Here is a 17,053-nt window from a genome sequence, read left to right as displayed (position 1 = left end):
GCCCTGAGCACATCCAGGCGTACTGGCTGATGCTCAACACCAAGGTCGACGCGGACATCCCCAACAGCGGCCGCAACATGGACAAGCCCGGCTGCGTCGCCGTGAGCTTCATGATCGGCACCGACGGCGTTCCGCAGAACGTCACCGTGCGCAAGGTGGTTCCGCAGAGCGATCTGGACGCCGTGGCCAAGAGCGTGGTGACCAATCTTCGCTATGGTCCGTCGCTGAAGAACAGCACGCATGAGCCGGTGACCACCTATTACATCGTGCCGTTCAACCTGCCCGCCGATGCCGCGCAGAAGCAGGCCATCATCGACGCCTGCAAGCTGCCCAACTTCGACCAGGCCTGAGGGCCGCGCCGGCCCAGCGCTGGCGCCGTTCAGGGCCAATCCGGCCCTCGGCGGCCTTATGACCTATAATCGCGGCCTTTCACGACCTTGCCGCCCCCGGGCGGCATCACCTTGTGCGGCCCACACCGCCTAAGTATCCGGAGTTGTCATGAGCATCGAAGATCTCGAAAGCGTTGCCCTCGCAATGGTTGCGCCCGGCAAGGGCATCATCGCCATCGATGAGTCGACCAACACCATCAAGAAGCGTTTCGAGGCCGTCGGCATCGACAACACCGAAGAGAACCGTCGCGCCTACCGCGAGCTGCTGCTCACGGCGCCGAACCTCAGCGAGCACATCTCCGGCGCGATCCTGTACGACGAAACCATCCGCCAGTCGACCAAGGACGGCGTGCCGTTCACCCAGGTGATGAAGAAGAACGGCATCATCCCGGGCATCAAGGTCGACAAGGGCCCGGTGCCGCTGGCCGGCTTCCCGGGCGACGTGATCACCGAAGGCCTCGATGGCCTGCGTGAGCGTCTCGCCGAGTACGTCAAGCTGGGTGCGCAGTTCGCCAAGTGGCGCGCCGTGATCAACATCAGCGAAGACAACCCGTCCTCCACCGCGATCGAAGCGAACTGCCACGCGCTGGCCCGTTATGCCGCGCTGTGCCAGGAAGCCGGCCTGGTGCCGATGGTCGAGCCGGAAGTGATCATGGACGGCGACCACAGCATCGAAGTCAGCTACGAAGTGCACGAAGCCGTGCTGCGCAGCCTGTTCAACGCGCTGTACGAGCAGAACGTGATGCTGGAAGGCACCATCCTGAAAGTCAGCATGGTCATTCCGGGCAAGGATTCGGACGAGCAGGCCGAAGTGGAAGAAGTCGCCGAAGCCACCGTGCGCGTGCTCAAGACCACTGTGCCGGCCACGCTGCCGGGCATCGTGTTCCTCTCGGGCGGCCAGACCGACGAGCAGTCCACCGCTCACCTCAATGCGATGAACCGCATGGGCCCGCACCCGTGGCCGCTGAGCTTCTCCTACGGCCGCGCCATGCAGCAGGCCGCGCTGAAGCTGTGGTCCAAGGACATGAAGGCGAACTTCGCCGACGCGCAGAAGACGGTCCTGGCTCGCGCCAAGGACAACGGCCTGGCCGCGCTGGGTCAGTGGAACGCCAAGTAAGCGACCGCTTCTCATCGCTGCAAAAGAAAACGGGCGCCTCGCGGCGCCCGTTTTTGTTTCGCACTATCTGAAAGATCAGAAGCGGTATTCCGCGCTGACGCTGTACAGGTTGGTCGGCAGGTGGATGTTCTTGTCGCTCTGGCTGCCGTCGTAGTAATCCCAGTTCAGGCCGACGCTGATGTTCTTGTTGATGTTGTAGCCCGCACCCAGGCCGGCGTAGTAACGGGTGCTGTTGAAGTTGACCATCTCGGGGTTGGTCTTGTCGTTGGTCAGGCCCGAGCCCTTGGCGAAGAAGGCGCCGCCACGGACTTCGCCGTACCAGTTCGGGCTGAAGCTGTAACGCAGGTTCAGGCCGGCGGTCGCGCCCTGCAGCTTGGACTTGCCGTTGTCGCCGTTGTAGTTGGCGTAATTCTGGGTGTACTGGCCACGCGCGTCAGCGCGGCCCAGGTAGACGTAACCCACTTCCGCACCCAGGGAGGTATCCGGGTTGAGGGCGAAGCGGTAACCACCCTTCACGCCACCGGCGAAATTGCCGTTGTCGTAAGGACCCTTCTGCGTCTGGGCGTAGCCGGCGTTGGCGCCGACGTACCAGCCCTGTTGGGCGTTGCCTTGAGCGGCGTCCTGGGCGAAAGCCGCCGGGACGACCGCGAGACCGGCCGTAGCCAGGGCGAGAGCAAGAATGGTGTTCTTCATGGGGGACTCCTCATCATCTTATTGGGCCAGTCCGCGGCGCCGGGGGTTCGGTGGAGCGCGGCTGGGTACCTTGTGGACCCGGTACTTTTACTTAGATGGTGAGTGGGTCGATTAGTTTCAATACTGGTTAGTTCATTATTAAGGCGGAGTTAATTTTCTTAACATTTGGGCAAGAGGGCGTGGGGATGCTCTGATCTATTCCACATGGACGGCATGACTTCAGAGCATCCCTGGTGGCGACAGGGGTAAGCGGGATCGGCGACAATGCGTACTTTTATGGCCGCCTTCCCCGGAGACCCCTAGATGACAACCCGTCGCGAACTTGCCAATGCCGTACGCGCCCTAGCCATGGACGCTGTGGAGAAGGCCAATTCCGGCCACCCGGGCATGCCCATGGGCATGGCGGATATCGCCGAAGTGCTGTGGAACGACTTCCTCCAGCACAATCCGACCAACCCGAAGTGGTTCAATCGCGACCGMTTCGTGCTSTCCAACGGCCACGGCTCGATGCTGCWSTAYGCGYTGCTKCACCTGACCGGCTACGACCTGCCGATGGATCAGCTCAAGCGCTTCCGCCAGCTGCATTCCAAGACCGCCGGCCACCCGGAAGCCAGCGAAACCCCAGGCGTGGAGACCACCACCGGTCCGCTCGGCCAGGGTCTGGCCAATGCGGTCGGTTTTGCGCTGGCCGAGAAGGTGCTCGCCGCGCACTTCAACCGCCCGGGCCACGAGATCGTCAACCACCACACCTATGTGTTYCTSGGCGATGGCTGCCTGATGGAAGGCATCTCGCATGAGGTCGCCTCGCTCGCCGGCACCTGGAAGCTCGGCAAGCTGGTCGCTGTGTACGACGACAACGGCATCTCCATTGACGGCGAAGTGCACGGCTGGTTCACCGACAACACCCCGGAGCGCTTCGAGGCCTATGGCTGGAACGTGATCCGCGGCGTCGACGGCCATGACGCCGATGCCATCAAGAAGGCCATCGCCGCCGCTACCAGCCAGTCCGACAAGCCCACCCTGATCTGCGCCAAGACCATCATCGGCTTCGGCGCGCCGCACAAGCAGGGCAAGGAAGAAAGCCACGGCGCCGCGCTGGGCAAGGACGAAGTGGCCGGCGCACGCGACGCGCTGGACTGGCGTTACGCACCGTTCGAGATTCCGGCCGAGATCTACGCCGGCTGGGATCACAAGACGTCGGGTGCCGAGCGCGAGCAGAAGTGGCATGACGCGGTTGCCAAATATTCGGCGGCCTTCCCGGAGCTGGCCGCGGAATTCAATCRCCGCGTGTCGGGCGAGCTGCCGTCCGATTGGGCGGCCAAGTCGCAGGCTTTCGTCGACAAGCTGCAGGCCGACGGCCCGGAGATTGCCTCGCGCAAGGCCTCGCAGATGACCATCGACGCGTTCGCGCCGCTGCTGCCGGAACTGATCGGCGGCTCGGCCGACCTTGCCGGCTCCAACCTCACCAAGTGGAAGGGCAGCGTCGACGCCGGCAACGGTTTCGACCCGAAGGGCAACTATGTGTATTACGGCGTGCGCGAGTTCGGCATGACCGCGATCGCCAACGGCCTGGCCCTGCACGGCGGCTTCATTCCGTACGACGCCACCTTCCTGGTGTTTTCCGACTACGCGCGCAACGCCGTGCGCATGAGCGCGCTGATTCCGGCGCACGCCATCCACGTCTACACGCACGACTCGATCGGCCTGGGCGAAGACGGCCCGACCCATCAGCCGGTCGAGCACCTCGCCGCGCTGCGCTACATCCCGAACAACCAGCTGTGGCGCCCGTGCGACGCGGTGGAATCGGCGATGTCGTGGAAGCTCGCGATTGAACGCAAGGGCAACCCGGCGTGCCTGGTGTTCTCGCGCCAGAACCTCAAGCACCAGCAGCGCAGCACGCAGCAGGTGGCCGATATCGCACGCGGTGCCTACGTGCTGTCCGATCCGCAGGACACCAAGTTCAAGGCCATCCTGATCGCCACCGGTTCGGAAGTGGAGCTGGCGATGGAAGCGGCCCGCACGTTGGCGCAGCAAAACGTGCCGGTGCGCGTGGTGTCGATGCCGTGCACGGAAGTGTTCGATGCGCAGCCGCTGGAATATCGCGAGGCCATCCTGCCGGGCTGGTGCCGCGCGCGCGTCGCGGTGGAAGCGGCGACTGGCGACTTCTGGCGCAAGTACGTCGGCCTGGACGGCGACGTGGTCAGCATGACCACGTTTGGTGCCTCGGCACCGGCGCCCCAGTTGTTCGAGCACTTCGGTTTCACCGTGGCCCATGTGGTCGATGCGGTGAAGCGCGTGCTCGGCTAAGTCGATTGCGTTGAATGAAAAAGCCGCGGCATGCCGCGGCTTTTTTTATGAGTGCGCCCACCGGCACGTGATTCCCTGCGCGCCGCTGGTTACCCTGGCGCTTTCCAGGAACAAAGTCGCTGAGCCATGAATACACACGCTCCCTCGCGCCGCGACCACCTACGGCAAATGGCCGCCTACAACCGCTGGATGAACGAGAAAATCTATGCGGCGGCGGCCTCGCTTCGGCCTGACGATGTGATGACGGATCGCGGCGCATTCTTCGGTTCGATCCATGCCACGCTCAGCCATATCGCGGTGGCCGACACGATCTGGCTGCAACGCTTCGCCGCGCATCCGGCGAACTATGGGGCGCTGGAACCGTTGCGGGGCGTGCCCATTCAACGCGATCTCGCCGCGCAACCCTTTGGCGATCTGGCTGCCTTGACCTCGCATCGTCGCTTTCTCGATGCCGTGATTGAGGCATGGGCTGACGCCGTGAGCGAGGAAGATCTCGATCACGCGCTGGCCTATCAGAACACCCGTGGCGAAGCCTTTCGTAAGCCGTACTTCTTTTTGACCATGCATTTTTTCAATCACCAGACGCACCATCGCGGACAGGTGACGACGCTGCTGACACAGGCCGGCGTGGATGTGGGTTCGACCGATTTGTCTAGCTTGATCGACGACGCGTGACGCCCGACCTGTGGGAGCGCACCCTGTGCGCGACGGCCCGACAAAGCAGGAATCCTGCAGGTTGCAGTCGCGCACAGGGTGCGCTCCCACAAGGGTTGGGCTTAGCCGCATGATGCTGTCGATCCTTGAGCGGTAAAACAAAAAAAGCCGCGACAATCGCGGCTTTTTCTTCATGCGTGCGCCCGCTTACTTTCTGGCCGCCGTCAAACGATTGAGCTCCGCCAGCGCGTCCTGCGTGTTCTGGTTGGCCTCCTTCACGGCTTGCTCCGCCGCCGAGCCACCGTCGGTAGTGGCATGGGCGTAGGCGTGAATTGCCTGGCGACGTGCATCGATGTAATGCAGCACGGCCTGCTGGAAGGTGTAGTCACGATTGTCAGGAGCAAGCTTGACGGCCACCACGTCGGCGTACATGGCGTCCCACTGCGGTGCAACGTCCTTCTCGAGTCCGTCGGCGAAGGCCTGCGTCGAGATGGCTCCGGCGTGGGCCTTTTCGTAGAGCGCCGTGGTGGCTTCCATCACTGTTTTCTCGCGCGCGTCGAACGTTATCAGGCTGCCCTCGAAGCGCGCCGTCGCCTGTCGTTGGCTGTTGGGATTGGCCAGCGGCCAAAGCATCGCTGCGAGCACGACGACGCCGGAGACCGCGGCCAGCAACAGGCGCGGCACATTCGGGCTGATCCGGTGTTCGGCATTGAGCGGACGGGAAAGCAGCAGGCCCATCAGGAATCCGCCCGCCAGGCCGCCGATATGCGCGGCATTGTCGATGCCGCTGTGCGCGAAGCCGTAGAACAGCGAGTAGCCGGCGAACAGCAGGGTGCTGTTGCGATGCTCTGCCATCACTTCCTTGGGGACGTCGTTGCGAGGATTGATGACAAATGCCAGCAAGCCGCCAAAGATGCCAAAGATCGCGCCCGACGCACCCGCGCTGTTCACCTGCGGATTCCACAGCAGGCTGGCCACGCTGCCGGTCAGGCCGGCAAAGACGTACAACAGAAGAAAACGCGTGCTGCCGAACAGGCGCTCGATCGTGCGGCCGTTCTGAAAGAGCGCCCACATGTTGAGCGCAAGATGGATGATGCCGAAGTGGATGAAGGTGGCCGAGAACAGGCGCCACCATTGGCCGCCGATGGTCATCGGGCCGAAGTTGGAACCCCAGCGAACCGCCGTTTCGCCATCGGGCGTGAGGATGTTCATCCCGCCGATGCACATCGCCACAAACATGGCTACGTTCAAGGCCACCAGGGTCGGCGTGACCGGTGCGCGCGGGCTGAACTGATCCAGGCGTCGGTGGAAATCGGCGACAGCCGCCTGCGATTGCGCGAACTCCTGCGTCTGCTCCGCAGGCAAGTGCGCCATGATCGCCAGGCCCTGTGGCACCGAGGCAGCCGACAACTGCACCGTGCGAAGCGGCTGGTTTTCCCCGCGCACCTGAAAACGTACGGTCTTGCCGGACAGCGCTGCATTGATGATGTCGTTGCGCGCGAACCGGTGCGTTTCCTTGAGGCTCGTCATGAACGGGCGCTTGCGGCCGCCGGCGATGGTCACGGTATCGCCGGAGAAGGCGATGCTGCCCTTGCCGACGAAACGGAACGAATCGGCCGGCGTGGTGTTGAGGCCTACCCGCAGGCCAAATTCCACCTTGAATGATTCGGCCGCCACCGTAGGGGCGGGCGCCGTCACTGTTTCCTGCTCAGAACCGCTGCCGTGCGTCGGCGCGGCGTCGTGCTGCGTCATGTCTGATCCCTGTGGCTGCGCCGCCCCCTCGTCCAACGGCCCGGCAAGCATGCCAGCGGGCGTTGGAAAGAAACAATCRGGCGCTCGGCCTAGGTCAGGGCGGGAGGAGGTTGCCCAGTTCCTCGGGATCGCTAGCCAGTGCATGTGCGCCGGCCTTTTCCAGTTCCGCCCGACTGCCGAAACCCCACAGCACGCCGATGCCGCGAACGCGGTTGGCCACGGCGCCGTCGATGTCGAAGTGCCGGTCGCCGATCATCACTGTGTGCTCCGGCTCGGCGCCGAAATCGGCCAGGGCGGCGGCAATCATGGTTGCCTTTTCGCTGTGCGGGCTGCTCGGGTCCGGGCCATATAGACGGCTAAATGCGGGACCGAACGGCAGGTGTTCGATGATCGGCCGCGCGTGCCGTTCCGGCTTGCTGGTGACCACGGCCAGCGTGTGGCCGGCGGCCTGAAGGCGCCCGATCATCGCCTCGATGCCCGGGTATACCGAGTGCTCCTGCCAGCCGATGGTGTGGAAGCGCTCGTGGTAGAACTCCACCGCCTGTTCGATGCGCTCGTGATCGTGGTCGAGCAGCGGCGCAAAGCTGTGCCGCAGCGGCGGGCCGATCCAGTGGCGCATCTCCGGGGGATGCGCCACACCCAGCTGCGTCAGCGCATGGCGGACGCAGCCCAGGATGCCGATCTCCGAATCGATCAGCGTGCCATCGAGATCAAACAGACACAGCATTACTTGCCCGCGCGCGCCTTGAGGGCTGCCACGGCGGGCAGCTCCTTGCCTTCGAGGAATTCGAGGAAGGCGCCGCCGCCGGTGGAGATGTACGACACATCTTTTTCGATGCCGTACTTGTCCACGGCGGCCAGCGTGTCGCCGCCRCCGGCGATGGAGAACGCCGGCGAGGCGGCCACGGCGCGGGCCAGGGTCTCGGTGCCATGACCGAAGGCGTCGAATTCGAACACGCCGACCGGRCCGTTCCACACCACCGTGCCGGCCTTGGCGATCATCTCGGCATAACGGCGCGCGGTCTCCGGCCCGATGTCGAGGATCAGCTCGCCTTCCTTGACCGCGTCCACCGGCTTTACCGTGGCGGGCGCATGCGCCGAGAACTCCGGCGCGACGACCACATCCACCGGCAGCGGCACGTCAGCGTTGCGGCGCTTGGCGTCGGCGATCACTTTCTTGGCGGCGCCGATGAGGTCGGGTTCGTACAGCGAATTGCCCACGGAATAACCCATGGCCGCGATGAAGGTGTTGGCGATGCCGCCACCCACGATCAACTGGTCGACTTTGCCGATGAGGTTTTCCAGCAAGGTGAGTTTGGTCGAGACTTTGGAGCCGGCGACGATCGCCAGCAGCGGACGGGCGGGATGCTCCAGCGCCTTGCCCAGCGCGTCCAGTTCGGCTGACAGCAGCGGGCCGGCCGCAGCGATGGGGGCGAACTTGATCACGCCGTGGGTCGAAGCCTGCGCGCGATGCGCCGTGCCGAAGGCGTCCATGACGAAGATGTCGCACAGCGCGGCGTACTTCTTCGCCAGCGCGTTGTCGTCCTTGCCCTCGCCGACGTTCATGCGGCAATTCTCCAGCACCACCACTTCGCCTTCGGCAACGTCGACGCCGTCGAGATAGTCGGCGACCAGGCGCACCGGCTGGCCCAGTTTGTCGCTCAGCCACTTGGCGACGGGCGCCAGCGAGGACTCGGCGTCAAACTGGCCTTCCTTCGGGCGGCCCAGGTGCGACAGCACCATCAGCCTGGCGCCGGCGTCGCGGGCGGCCTTGAGCGTCGGCAGCGCCGCATCGAGGCGCTGGGTGGAGGTGATCCGGCCGTTCTCGATCGGTACGTTCAGATCTTCGCGAATCAGCACGCGCTTGCCGCGCAGATCAAGATCGCTCATGCGGGTAACGGACACGGCGCAACTCCCTGGTTTGGATTCATGAATGCGGCGCCGTTGGGCGCGAACCGCCTATTGTCCCGCCCGGTTCGCGGTGATGCAAACCGTATGACAGGTATCCTATGAACCTCACCGTGGTTGGAGGACAAGGTATGGGGCAGGATCTGGTGTTGTACGGCTACTGGCGCTCGAGCGCCGCCTACCGCGTGCGCATCGCCTTGAACCTCAAGGGCTTGCCGTACGAGTCCGAAGCGGTACACCTGGTGAACCACGGCGGCGAGCAGCATCTGCCGGACTTCCAGGCCTTGAACCCGCAGGAGCTGGTGCCGGCCCTGGTCGATGGCGGGCGGGTGTTCACCCAGTCCATGGCGATCATGGAATACCTGGACGAGACCCGTCCCGAGCCGCCGTTGCTGCCTTCGGACCCGGTCGGGCGGGCACGTGTCCGGGCRCTGTCACAGGTCATCGCGTGCGACCTGCATCCACTGGGCAACCTCCGGGTGCTTCAGTACCTGAGCTCGCAACTCGGGGTCGACGATGCCACCAAGGGCGTGTGGTCCCGCCACTGGATCAGCCTGGGCCTGCAGGCGATGGAAACGATGCTGGCGGGCAACGTGGCGACGGGCCGGTTCTGTCATGGCGATACGCCCGGCATGGCCGATGCGTGCCTGGTGCCGCAGGTCTATAACGCAGTGCGCTGGAAGCTGCCGATGGATGATTACCCGACCATTCGTCGCATCCATGAAGCCTGCGAGGCGCTGCCGGCGTTCCAGCGGGCGGCGCCGGAAGCACAGCCGGATGCGCCGGCGGCGGTCTGAGCAAAGTGCGCGGGGCGGCGTGCGCCCCTCGACTTGAAGGATCGAACTTAGAAGCCCAGCCCGTACGGATCGTTACCCGCCAGCTCGGTGTTTTCCGTGTTGCCGCCGCTATCGGACAGGCGCACCTTGAGTGCCAGGCCATCGCGCGAGTCGGCCTTGTTGAGCGCTTCCTCGAGCTCGATGCGGCCTTCCTTGTAGAGGCGATACAGCGATTGGTCGAAGGTGCGCATGCCTTCCTGCAGGCTGCGATCCATCGCTTCCTTCACGTCGTGCACCTGGCCGCGGCGAATCATGTCGCGGATCAGCGGCGTGTTGAGCAGCACTTCGGTAGCCGGCAGACGGCGTCCGTCCTTGCCGATCACCAGGCGCTGGCTGATCACCGCGCGCAGGTTGAGCGCGAGGTTCATCAGCACGTTCTTGTGCGCCGATTCCGGGAAGAAGTTGAGGATGCGCTCCAGCGTCTGGTCGGCGTTGTTCGAGTGCAGCGTCGCCAGGCAGAGGTGACCGGTTTCGGAGAACGCGATGGCCGCTTCCATGGTGTCGGTATCGCGGATTTCGCCGATCATGATCACGTCGGGCGCTTCACGCATCGCGTTGCGCAGGGCTTCGTGATAGCTGTGCGTATCCAGGCCGACTTCGCGCTGRTTGACGATGGATTTCTTGTGGCGGTGCAGGTATTCGATCGGATCCTCGATGGTGAGGATATGGCCCGAGGAATTCTGGTTGCGATGGTCGAKCATSGCCGCCARCGWRGTCGACTTGCCCGAGCCGGTGGCGCCCACCACCAGGATCAGCCCGCGCGGTTCCATGATCAATTCACGGAAGATGCTCGGCAGCTGCAACTGGTCGATGCTGGGGATTTCGCTCTTGATGGCACGGATGACCATGCCCACTTCGCCGCGCTGCTTGAACACGTTGATGCGGAAACGGCCGGCTTCCTTCACAGCCAGCGCCATGTTCAGCTCCAGGTCGCGCTCGAACTGCGGTACCTGGCCCTCGTCCATCAGCGAATAGGCGATTTTCTTGACCATGCCGCTCGGCAGGCCGGTATTGCCCAGCGGGTAAAGCTTGCCCTCGACCTTAATGTTCACAGGGGCGCCCGTCGTCAGGAACATATCCGACGCGCCCTTGTCAACCATTAGCTTGAGGAAATAACCAATGTCCACTCGAATCCCCTAGTTCCGTGCGCATTGCTAAAGTGGATTATGCCCGCCCACAATACGCTGTGACACTCTGAGAGGACTGAGTGATGGTGCACATCTTTTCCCCGCCAGGGCAGCGACCCAAGTTCGCKCGCCTTGCGGTATCCACCCTGGCGCTGGCCATGACGCTGGCGCTGGCGGGTTGCGCGTCCGCGCCACCGCCGGACGGGATCATGAATCAGGCGCAGATGCAGCTGCAGGCGGCACGGGATGCCGATGCGGCGGTCTACGACCCGATCGACCTGGGCAATGCCCAGGACAAGTTCCAGCAGGCCCAGAACGCGATAGCCAAGCGCGATTACGACGTCGCCGCCCAACTGGCCGACGAGGCCAGGGCCAGCGCCGAACTGGCCCGCACCAAGGCCCGCCTGGGCGCCGCCCGGGCGCAGATCCAGAACAAGACGTCGGCCAACCAGCAGCTGCGCGAGCAGATCGACCAGTCCCTGGCCGACCAGCAACAGCAGAACCAGAGCCAGGCGTCCGGCCTGCCGCAACAACAGCAGACCGGCGATATGCCGGCGCCGCCGAGTTCCGCGCTGGGCGAGCCTGTACCGCAGGGGCAGGGCTTCCAGACCTACCCGCAGAATCCCAATCCCGACCAGCCGGCACCTCCGTCGAGCACTGACCAGGGAGGCCATCTATGAAACACCTGACCCTCCGCCTTTCGACGCTGCTGTTTGCAGTAGCCGCCGTGGGCAGCGTCCATGCGGCCAAGGACGATATGGACGTGGCCCGGCTCACCAATAGCCTCGACCAGCTCTCCAGCGATCCGTCCATCGGCACCTATGCCCAGGCCGAGCAGGCGCGCGCCCGTGACGCCGTGAATCAGCTGGCCCAAGCCCGTTCGCGTGACCGCGTGCATGCGCTTTACATCGCCGAGCGTCGCGTCGACCTGGCCCGCGCCACGGCCCAGTTGCAGGACGCGCAGCTGCAGATCGGCAAGCTCGATCGCGAACACGACCAGATCCAGCTCGACGGCAGCCGCCGCGAGACGGAAATGGCGCGCCGCGAGCTCGAACGCCAGCGCCTGCAATACCAGGCCGCCCAGGAAGAATCGGCCCGCCAGCTCGCTGCCGGCGCCGAAGCCGCCGCCCAGGCCCAGGCCCAGGCCGACCAGGCCAAGAAGCTGGCCGCCGCCCAGGCCAAGGTCGCCAATGCCGCCAAGAAGCAAGCGGACCTGGCCGCGCAGGCCGCGCGCGCCATGCGCCAGCAGATGCAGGGCGACAGCACGACCAACAAGGACCAGGGCAAGTAAGTCCTGCCCAGGTGTTCACGAGGCCGGCGGTCAACCCGCCGGCCTTTGTTTTGTCCCTGTGTCGCTGAGATATCGCCGGCCGCGAGCCGCTCTGTTCAAATTTCGCGACGCCGCCGTTCGACTTGTGCAAAAGACTGTTCTGGCAGTCTTTTTTAGGAAAGTTCCGCTATTTCCTGCCGCTCATATGACGCTTGCATGACCCCAGATCGGGGAGTAGGGTCAAGTTCCCAGGGGCATCTCCGCGCCTGGGTCACCGACGTGAGTCATGCGCCCAACCTTCCTCCTTTATCGATCTCCATGGACCGGACAACCGGCATGGATGGCGGGTGCGTGTGCGTGATTCCTCGTCAGCGGGTGTCCCCAAAACGGTCCCCGCCGTACTCTCCAGAGGAGGTTCCATCATGTTTGAAAACCAGCAGCGTGATGATGTCGAAGCTTTGATGAAGGCCGATGCCGAATTCCGTCGGCTCTATCAGCACCACAAAGAACTCGACAGCAAGGTGCACGACGCCGAAATCGGCGTGCTTCCCATCGATGACATGACGTTATCGGGCATGAAGAAGGAGAAACTCCACGCGAAGGAGCGACTCCAGCGCATGTGGGATAGCCGAGCGCACCACATCAACTGAATCTGCGACGTTTTCGCATGAACGCGGCCCCGGCGCCTCACGGCTCCGGGGCCGCGTTGTTTCTGGGGTCGGCGAAGGGTGAGAGCCGCTCGGTTATCATCGTCCTCCCGAGCGGTCGCCAAGAAGCAGCCGCTGCCTACAGGAAGGAGTTTTTATGTCGGTCCACAACAGTGTCCTTGAACTGATCGGACGTACCCCGATGGTACGCGCGCAGCGCCTGGACGTTGGACCGTGCGAGCTCTTCCTGAAGCTGGAAAGCGCCAATCCCGGCGGCTCGGTCAAGGACCGCATCGGCCTGTCGATGATCGAAGGCGCCGAGCGGGCCGGTCGGATTCGCCCGGGCGACACCCTGGTGGAAGGCACGGCCGGCAACACCGGCCTGGGCCTGGCGCTGGTCGCCCAGCAGAAGGGCTACCGCCTGATCCTGGTGGTGCCCGACAAGATGAGCCGCGAGAAGATCTTCAACCTCAAGGCGATGGGCGCCGAGGTGGTGCTGACGCGCTCGGACGTGGCCAAGGGCCACCCGGAGTACTACCAGGACATGGCCGAGCGCATCGCGCGCGAAACGCCAGGCGCCTACTTCATCAACCAGTTCGGCAATCCGGACAACCCGGCCGCGCATATCGCCACCACCGGCCCGGAAATTCTCGAACAGCTCGATGGCAAGGTCGACGCCATCGTGGTCGGCTGCGGATCGTCGGGCACGCTCAGCGGCCTGTCCAAATTCTTCGCCGAGCATTCGCCCAACACCGACTTCGTGCTGGCCGATCCGGTCGGCTCCATCCTGGCCCAGTACATCAACGAAGGCGTGCTCTCGACCAAGTCGGGCAGTTGGATGGTGGAAGGCATCGGCGAGGACTTCCTGCCGAGCATCAGCGACTTCACGCGCGTGAAGAAGGCCTATGCCATCCCCGACAAGGAAAGCTTCCTGGCCGCGCGCGAGCTGCTGGCGAAGGAGGGCATCCTCGGTGGTTCGTCCACCGGCACCCTGCTGGCCGCTGCGCTGCGCTATTGCCGCGAGCAGACAGAGCCGAAGCGCGTGGTCACCCTGGTATGCGATACGGGCAACAAGTACCTGTCCAAGATGTACAACGACTACTGGATGCTCGACAACGGCTTCATCGAGCGCGAACAGCGGGGCGACCTGCGCGACCTGCTGCTGCGTCCCTTCGCCCAGCGCGATACCGTGGTGATCGGCCCGAACGAGTTGCTGATGACGGCCTATACGCGCATGAAGCTGTACGACGTGTCGCAGCTGCCGGTGATGGATGGCAGCCGCCTGGTCGGCATCCTCGATGAATCGGACGTGCTGATGCACGTGCATGCGGACGAAGCCAGATTCCGCGACCCGGTATCCACCGCCATGATCACCAGCCTGCACATGCTGGACGTGCGCTCGCCGATCGAATCCCTGCTGCCGGTGTTCGACCGCGGCCATGTGGCCATCGTGGTGGACGGCGAACAGTTCCTGGGCCTGATCACCCGCATTGATCTGCTGAACTATCTACGCCGCAAGGTGCATTGAAGACCGTGTAAGCGTGCGTCCAGCATAGGCCATCGGATCAACCGCCCATGGCCCCCGAAAGTTTGCTGAAATCGGCTGCGACCAAAGTCGCGGTTTCGCGACCGTGACTGGCCGCGTTCGTTCTAAGGAGTAACAGCTCATGTGTGGAATCGTTGCCGCCGCCGCCCAGCGTGACGTGGCCCCCTTGCTCATCGCCGGCCTCAAGGCGCTCGAATACCGCGGCTACGATTCGGCGGGCCTGGCCGTTTTGGATCGAGGCGAAGTCCAGCGCGTGCGCGCCAAGGGCAAGGTCCGTGAGATGGAAGCCTTGTATCTGGCCGATCCGTTTCCCGGCGGCACCGGCATCGCGCATACGCGCTGGGCGACACATGGCGTGCCCAATGAGGCGAATGCGCATCCGCACATGGCCGGCAGCGTGGCCCTGGTGCACAACGGCATCATCGAGAACTACGCCACGCTGCGCGCGGATCTGCAGGCGCGCGGCCATGTGTTCACCTCGGAAACCGACACCGAGGTGATGGCGGCGTTGATCAACGAGCATGTGCAGTCCGGCGTAAGCCTGCGCGAAGCAGTGCTGGCCACCGTGCGCGAACTGGAAGGCGCTTATGCGATTGCCGTGATCAGCAGCACGGAGCCGGGGCGCGTGGTCGGCGCGCGCCACGGTGCGCCCCTGCTGGTGGGCGTGGGCATTGGCGAGCACTTCCTTGGCTCGGATGCCCAGGCGCTGATCCAGGTCACCAACAAGATCATCTATCTCGACGAAGACGATGTCGCCGAGATCACCCGCGACCAGGTGGAGATATTCAATCTCGACGGCCAGCGGGTCGAGCGTTCCATGCACGAGAGCGAGCTTTCGGCCGACGCGGTGGAACGCGGCGAATATCGCCACTACATGCAGAAGGAAATCTTCGAGCAGCCCCACGCCGTGGCCGCGACGCTTGAAGCGCGCATCGGTCCGCATGGCGTGTTGCCGAACATCTTCGGCGTGGACGGCGACGAACTGCTCGCCAAGGTGCGCGGCCTGCACATCATTGCCTGCGGCACCAGCTACCACGCGGGCCTGGTCGCCAAGTACTGGATCGAGGAACACGCACGCCTGCCGGTGAGCGTGGAAGTAGCGAGCGAATATCGCTATCGCGAGGCCGTGGTGCCCGATGGCACGCTGTTCGTGGCGATTTCGCAGTCCGGCGAAACGGCCGATACCCTCGCGGCGATGCGCGAGTCCCGTCGCCGCGGCTATCTGGGGACGCTGGCGATCTGCAACGTGCCCGAATCGTCCGTGGTGCGCGAAGCCGACCTCAAGCTGATGACGCGCGCCGGTCCGGAAATCGGTGTGGCTTCGACCAAGGCGTTCACCACGCAGCTCGCCGCGCTCGCCCTGCTGACGCTTCATCTTGCGCAGCACCGCGGCATGGACAACACCCGCTATATCGATCTCTGTGCCCAGCTGCAGCATTTGCCGCGTGCGCTCGAAGACGCGCTCAAGCTGGAACCGCAGGTGATCGACCTGGCCGCGCACCTCATCCATCGCCAGCATGCGCTGTTCCTCGGGCGCGGTGCGCAATACCCGGTGGCGCTGGAAGGCTCGCTCAAGCTCAAGGAAATCTCGTACATCCATGCCGAGGCGTACCCGGCGGGCGAGCTCAAGCACGGCCCGCTGGCGCTGGTCGATGAAGACATGCCGGTCATCGCCGTGGCCCCCAACGGCCCGCTGCTGGACAAGCTCAAGTCCAACCTGCAGGAAGTGCGCGCCCGCGGCGGCGAACTGCTGGTGTTCGCCGATGGCGAAGCCAGCCTCGAAGGCAACGGCGCCCGCGGCGTCACGCTGCGCATCAACGGCGGCGGCGATTTCATCGCCCCCGCCGTGTTCACCGTGCCGCTGCAGTTGCTCGCCTATCACGTGGCAGTACTGCGCGGCACCGATGTGGACCAGCCGCGTAATTTGGCGAAGTCGGTGACGGTGGAGTAACGGCACAGGCGCGCGCTCTGGTACGCCAGGAGTTTCGCCGGCTCTTGCCTGAGAGCCGGCGACGTCGCCCACGCCGGGCGACCCGCTGGCAGGAGTGCGCTGCCACAGGCGATACAATGAGCGCTTCCCACTCTTGCGGTCGCTCTCCATGAAGTGTTTCAAGGCCTATGACATTCGCGGCCGCGTGCCGGATGAACTCAACGAGGACATCGCTTATCGGCTAGGGCGCGCTTTCGCTCGTGCTGTTGGCGAGGGCGCTGTCGTGGTTGGCTTTGACATCCGTCGCGATAGCCCTGTGTTCGCAGAAGCGATCATTCGCGGCCTGAATGACGAGGGGCGCGACGCGATTGATATCGGCCTGTGCGGCACCGAGGAGGTCTATTTCCAGACGTTCCATCGGCAGGTGGCGGGCGGCATCATGGTGACCGCCAGCCACAATCCCATCGACTACAACGGCATGAAGCTGGTTCGCGAAGGCTCGCGACCGATCAGCGGCGATACCGGGTTGCGTGACGTCGAACAACTGGTCGAAGCGAATGACTTCGGCCCGATAGCGGCGACGCGCGGCTCGGTCGCGCGCGATCACGACAAGTCGGCCTATATTCAACACTTGCTGTCTTATGTCGATCCGCAAGCCATGCGTCCGCTCAAGGTCGTGGTCAACGCGGGCAACGGCGGCGCGGGTGGCGTGATCGACCTGCTGGATGCGCATCTGCCGCTGGAATTCATCCGGATTCACCACGAGCCCGACGGCAGCTTCCCCCATGGCATTCCCAATCCGTTGCTGCCGGAGAATCGCGACGCCACGGCCGACGCGGTCCGCCAGCATGGTGCTGACTTCGGCATTGCCTGGGAT

Annotated in this window: 16 protein-coding genes; 11 read left to right on the top strand and 5 right to left on the bottom strand. The window is 64.2% G+C overall.

Annotated features, from left to right (window positions below; translation table 11 throughout):
• Both AC1DMG_RS12940 and AC1DMG_RS12935 read left to right on the top strand, forming a co-directional pair.
• Positions 1-350, top strand: a 350-nt coding sequence (locus tag AC1DMG_RS12940; protein WP_477180591.1) for a TonB family protein, incomplete at its 5' end; no start/stop codon positions are given.
• A gap of 148 nt (positions 351-498) precedes the next feature.
• Positions 499-1,506: a class I fructose-bisphosphate aldolase gene (locus tag AC1DMG_RS12935; protein WP_441604684.1), complete on the top strand. Its 1,008-nt coding sequence runs from the start codon at positions 499-501 to the stop codon at positions 1,504-1,506.
• A 75-nt stretch (positions 1,507-1,581) separates the two neighbouring features.
• On the opposite strand, the gene AC1DMG_RS12930 is transcribed toward AC1DMG_RS12935, so the two are convergent.
• Positions 1,582-2,199, bottom strand: a complete 618-nt coding sequence (locus AC1DMG_RS12930) for an outer membrane beta-barrel protein (protein ID WP_441604683.1) — start codon at positions 2,197-2,199, stop codon at positions 1,582-1,584.
• A gap of 303 nt (positions 2,200-2,502) precedes the next feature.
• Between AC1DMG_RS12930 and tkt the strand changes: the two genes are divergently transcribed.
• Together tkt and AC1DMG_RS12920 are read left to right on the top strand one after the other, a co-directional pair.
• Positions 2,503-4,506 (top strand): transketolase, encoded by a 2,004-nt coding sequence (tkt, locus tag AC1DMG_RS12925; RefSeq protein WP_477180590.1) that lies wholly within the window; start codon positions 2,503-2,505, stop codon positions 4,504-4,506.
• Positions 4,507-4,632: 126 nt separating this feature from the next.
• Positions 4,633-5,181 carry a DinB family protein gene (locus tag AC1DMG_RS12920; RefSeq protein WP_441604681.1) on the top strand — a complete coding sequence of 183 codons (549 nt, stop codon included), beginning with the start codon at positions 4,633-4,635 and terminating at the stop codon, positions 5,179-5,181.
• A 186-nt stretch (positions 5,182-5,367) separates the two neighbouring features.
• On the opposite strand, the gene AC1DMG_RS12915 is transcribed toward AC1DMG_RS12920, so the two are convergent.
• The 3 genes from AC1DMG_RS12915 to AC1DMG_RS12905 all read right to left on the bottom strand — a co-directional run bounded on the left by AC1DMG_RS12915 (position 5,368) and on the right by AC1DMG_RS12905 (position 8,817).
• Complete coding sequence (locus AC1DMG_RS12915; protein WP_441604680.1) at positions 5,368-6,912, bottom strand: rhomboid family intramembrane serine protease; 1,545 nt, start codon at positions 6,910-6,912, stop codon at positions 5,368-5,370.
• A gap of 94 nt (positions 6,913-7,006) precedes the next feature.
• Positions 7,007-7,639 carry an HAD hydrolase-like protein gene (locus AC1DMG_RS12910; protein ID WP_441604679.1) on the bottom strand — a complete coding sequence of 211 codons (633 nt, stop codon included), beginning with the start codon at positions 7,637-7,639 and terminating at the stop codon, positions 7,007-7,009.
• Complete coding sequence (locus tag AC1DMG_RS12905) at positions 7,639-8,817, bottom strand: phosphoglycerate kinase (protein ID WP_441604678.1); 1,179 nt, start codon at positions 8,815-8,817, stop codon at positions 7,639-7,641. The genes AC1DMG_RS12910 and AC1DMG_RS12905 overlap by 1 nt, the downstream gene beginning before the upstream one ends.
• A gap of 134 nt (positions 8,818-8,951) precedes the next feature.
• On the opposite strand from AC1DMG_RS12905, the gene maiA reads away from it, so the two are divergent.
• A complete protein-coding gene (gene maiA, locus AC1DMG_RS12900; protein ID WP_441604677.1) occupies positions 8,952-9,617 on the top strand; it encodes a maleylacetoacetate isomerase in 666 nt (221 codons plus the stop codon).
• Between the two features lie 47 nt (positions 9,618-9,664).
• Here maiA and AC1DMG_RS12895 read toward each other — a convergent pair whose 3' ends face one another.
• Positions 9,665-10,756 (bottom strand): PilT/PilU family type 4a pilus ATPase, encoded by a 1,092-nt coding sequence (locus AC1DMG_RS12895; protein ID WP_477180592.1) that lies wholly within the window; start codon positions 10,754-10,756, stop codon positions 9,665-9,667.
• A gap of 110 nt (positions 10,757-10,866) precedes the next feature.
• Between AC1DMG_RS12895 and AC1DMG_RS12890 the strand changes: the two genes are divergently transcribed.
• The 6 genes from AC1DMG_RS12890 to AC1DMG_RS12865 all read left to right on the top strand — a co-directional run.
• Positions 10,867-11,463 carry a DUF4398 domain-containing protein gene (locus AC1DMG_RS12890; protein ID WP_441604676.1) on the top strand — a complete coding sequence of 199 codons (597 nt, stop codon included), beginning with the start codon at positions 10,867-10,869 and terminating at the stop codon, positions 11,461-11,463.
• Positions 11,460-12,074 carry a hypothetical protein gene (locus tag AC1DMG_RS12885; RefSeq protein ID WP_441604675.1) on the top strand — a complete coding sequence of 205 codons (615 nt, stop codon included), beginning with the start codon at positions 11,460-11,462 and terminating at the stop codon, positions 12,072-12,074. The genes AC1DMG_RS12890 and AC1DMG_RS12885 overlap by 4 nt, the downstream gene beginning before the upstream one ends.
• A gap of 401 nt (positions 12,075-12,475) precedes the next feature.
• On the top strand, positions 12,476-12,703 hold the full coding sequence (locus tag AC1DMG_RS12880; RefSeq protein WP_046972765.1) for an HP1242/YdcH family protein: 228 nt from the start codon (positions 12,476-12,478) through the stop codon (positions 12,701-12,703).
• 154 nt (positions 12,704-12,857) lie between these two features.
• Positions 12,858-14,228 carry a pyridoxal-phosphate dependent enzyme gene (locus AC1DMG_RS12875; protein WP_441604674.1) on the top strand — a complete coding sequence of 457 codons (1,371 nt, stop codon included), beginning with the start codon at positions 12,858-12,860 and terminating at the stop codon, positions 14,226-14,228.
• Positions 14,229-14,367: 139 nt separating this feature from the next.
• A complete protein-coding gene (glmS, locus tag AC1DMG_RS12870) occupies positions 14,368-16,197 on the top strand; it encodes a glutamine--fructose-6-phosphate transaminase (isomerizing) (RefSeq protein WP_441604673.1) in 1,830 nt (609 codons plus the stop codon).
• Positions 16,198-16,345: 148 nt separating this feature from the next.
• Positions 16,346-17,053, top strand: a 708-nt coding sequence (locus AC1DMG_RS12865) for a phosphohexomutase domain-containing protein (protein ID WP_477180589.1), incomplete at its 3' end; no start/stop codon positions are given.

This window comes from Dyella sp. 01N36, assembly GCF_056399745.1.
Note: the sequence above shows the minus strand (reverse complement) of the source record. Positions and strands in the feature narration are given on the sequence as shown.

Bases quoted from the DNA above. Each gene is read 5' to 3' on its own strand.
- AC1DMG_RS12935 (WP_441604684.1), top strand. From the start codon at position 499: ATGAGCATCGAAGATCTCGAAAGCGTTGCCCTCGCAATGGTTGCGCCC.
- AC1DMG_RS12930 (WP_441604683.1), bottom strand. From the start codon at position 2,199: ATGAAGAACACCATTCTTGCTCTCGCCCTGGCTACGGCCGGTCTCGCG.
- AC1DMG_RS12920 (WP_441604681.1), top strand. From the start codon at position 4,633: ATGAATACACACGCTCCCTCGCGCCGCGACCACCTACGGCAAATGGCC.
- AC1DMG_RS12915 (WP_441604680.1), bottom strand. From the start codon at position 6,912: ATGACGCAGCACGACGCCGCGCCGACGCACGGCAGCGGTTCTGAGCAG.
- AC1DMG_RS12910 (WP_441604679.1), bottom strand. From the start codon at position 7,639: ATGCTGTGTCTGTTTGATCTCGATGGCACGCTGATCGATTCGGAGATC.
- AC1DMG_RS12885 (WP_441604675.1), top strand. From the start codon at position 11,460: ATGAAACACCTGACCCTCCGCCTTTCGACGCTGCTGTTTGCAGTAGCC.
- AC1DMG_RS12880 (WP_046972765.1), top strand. From the start codon at position 12,476: ATGTTTGAAAACCAGCAGCGTGATGATGTCGAAGCTTTGATGAAGGCC.
- AC1DMG_RS12875 (WP_441604674.1), top strand. From the start codon at position 12,858: ATGTCGGTCCACAACAGTGTCCTTGAACTGATCGGACGTACCCCGATG.
- glmS (WP_441604673.1), top strand. From the start codon at position 14,368: ATGTGTGGAATCGTTGCCGCCGCCGCCCAGCGTGACGTGGCCCCCTTG.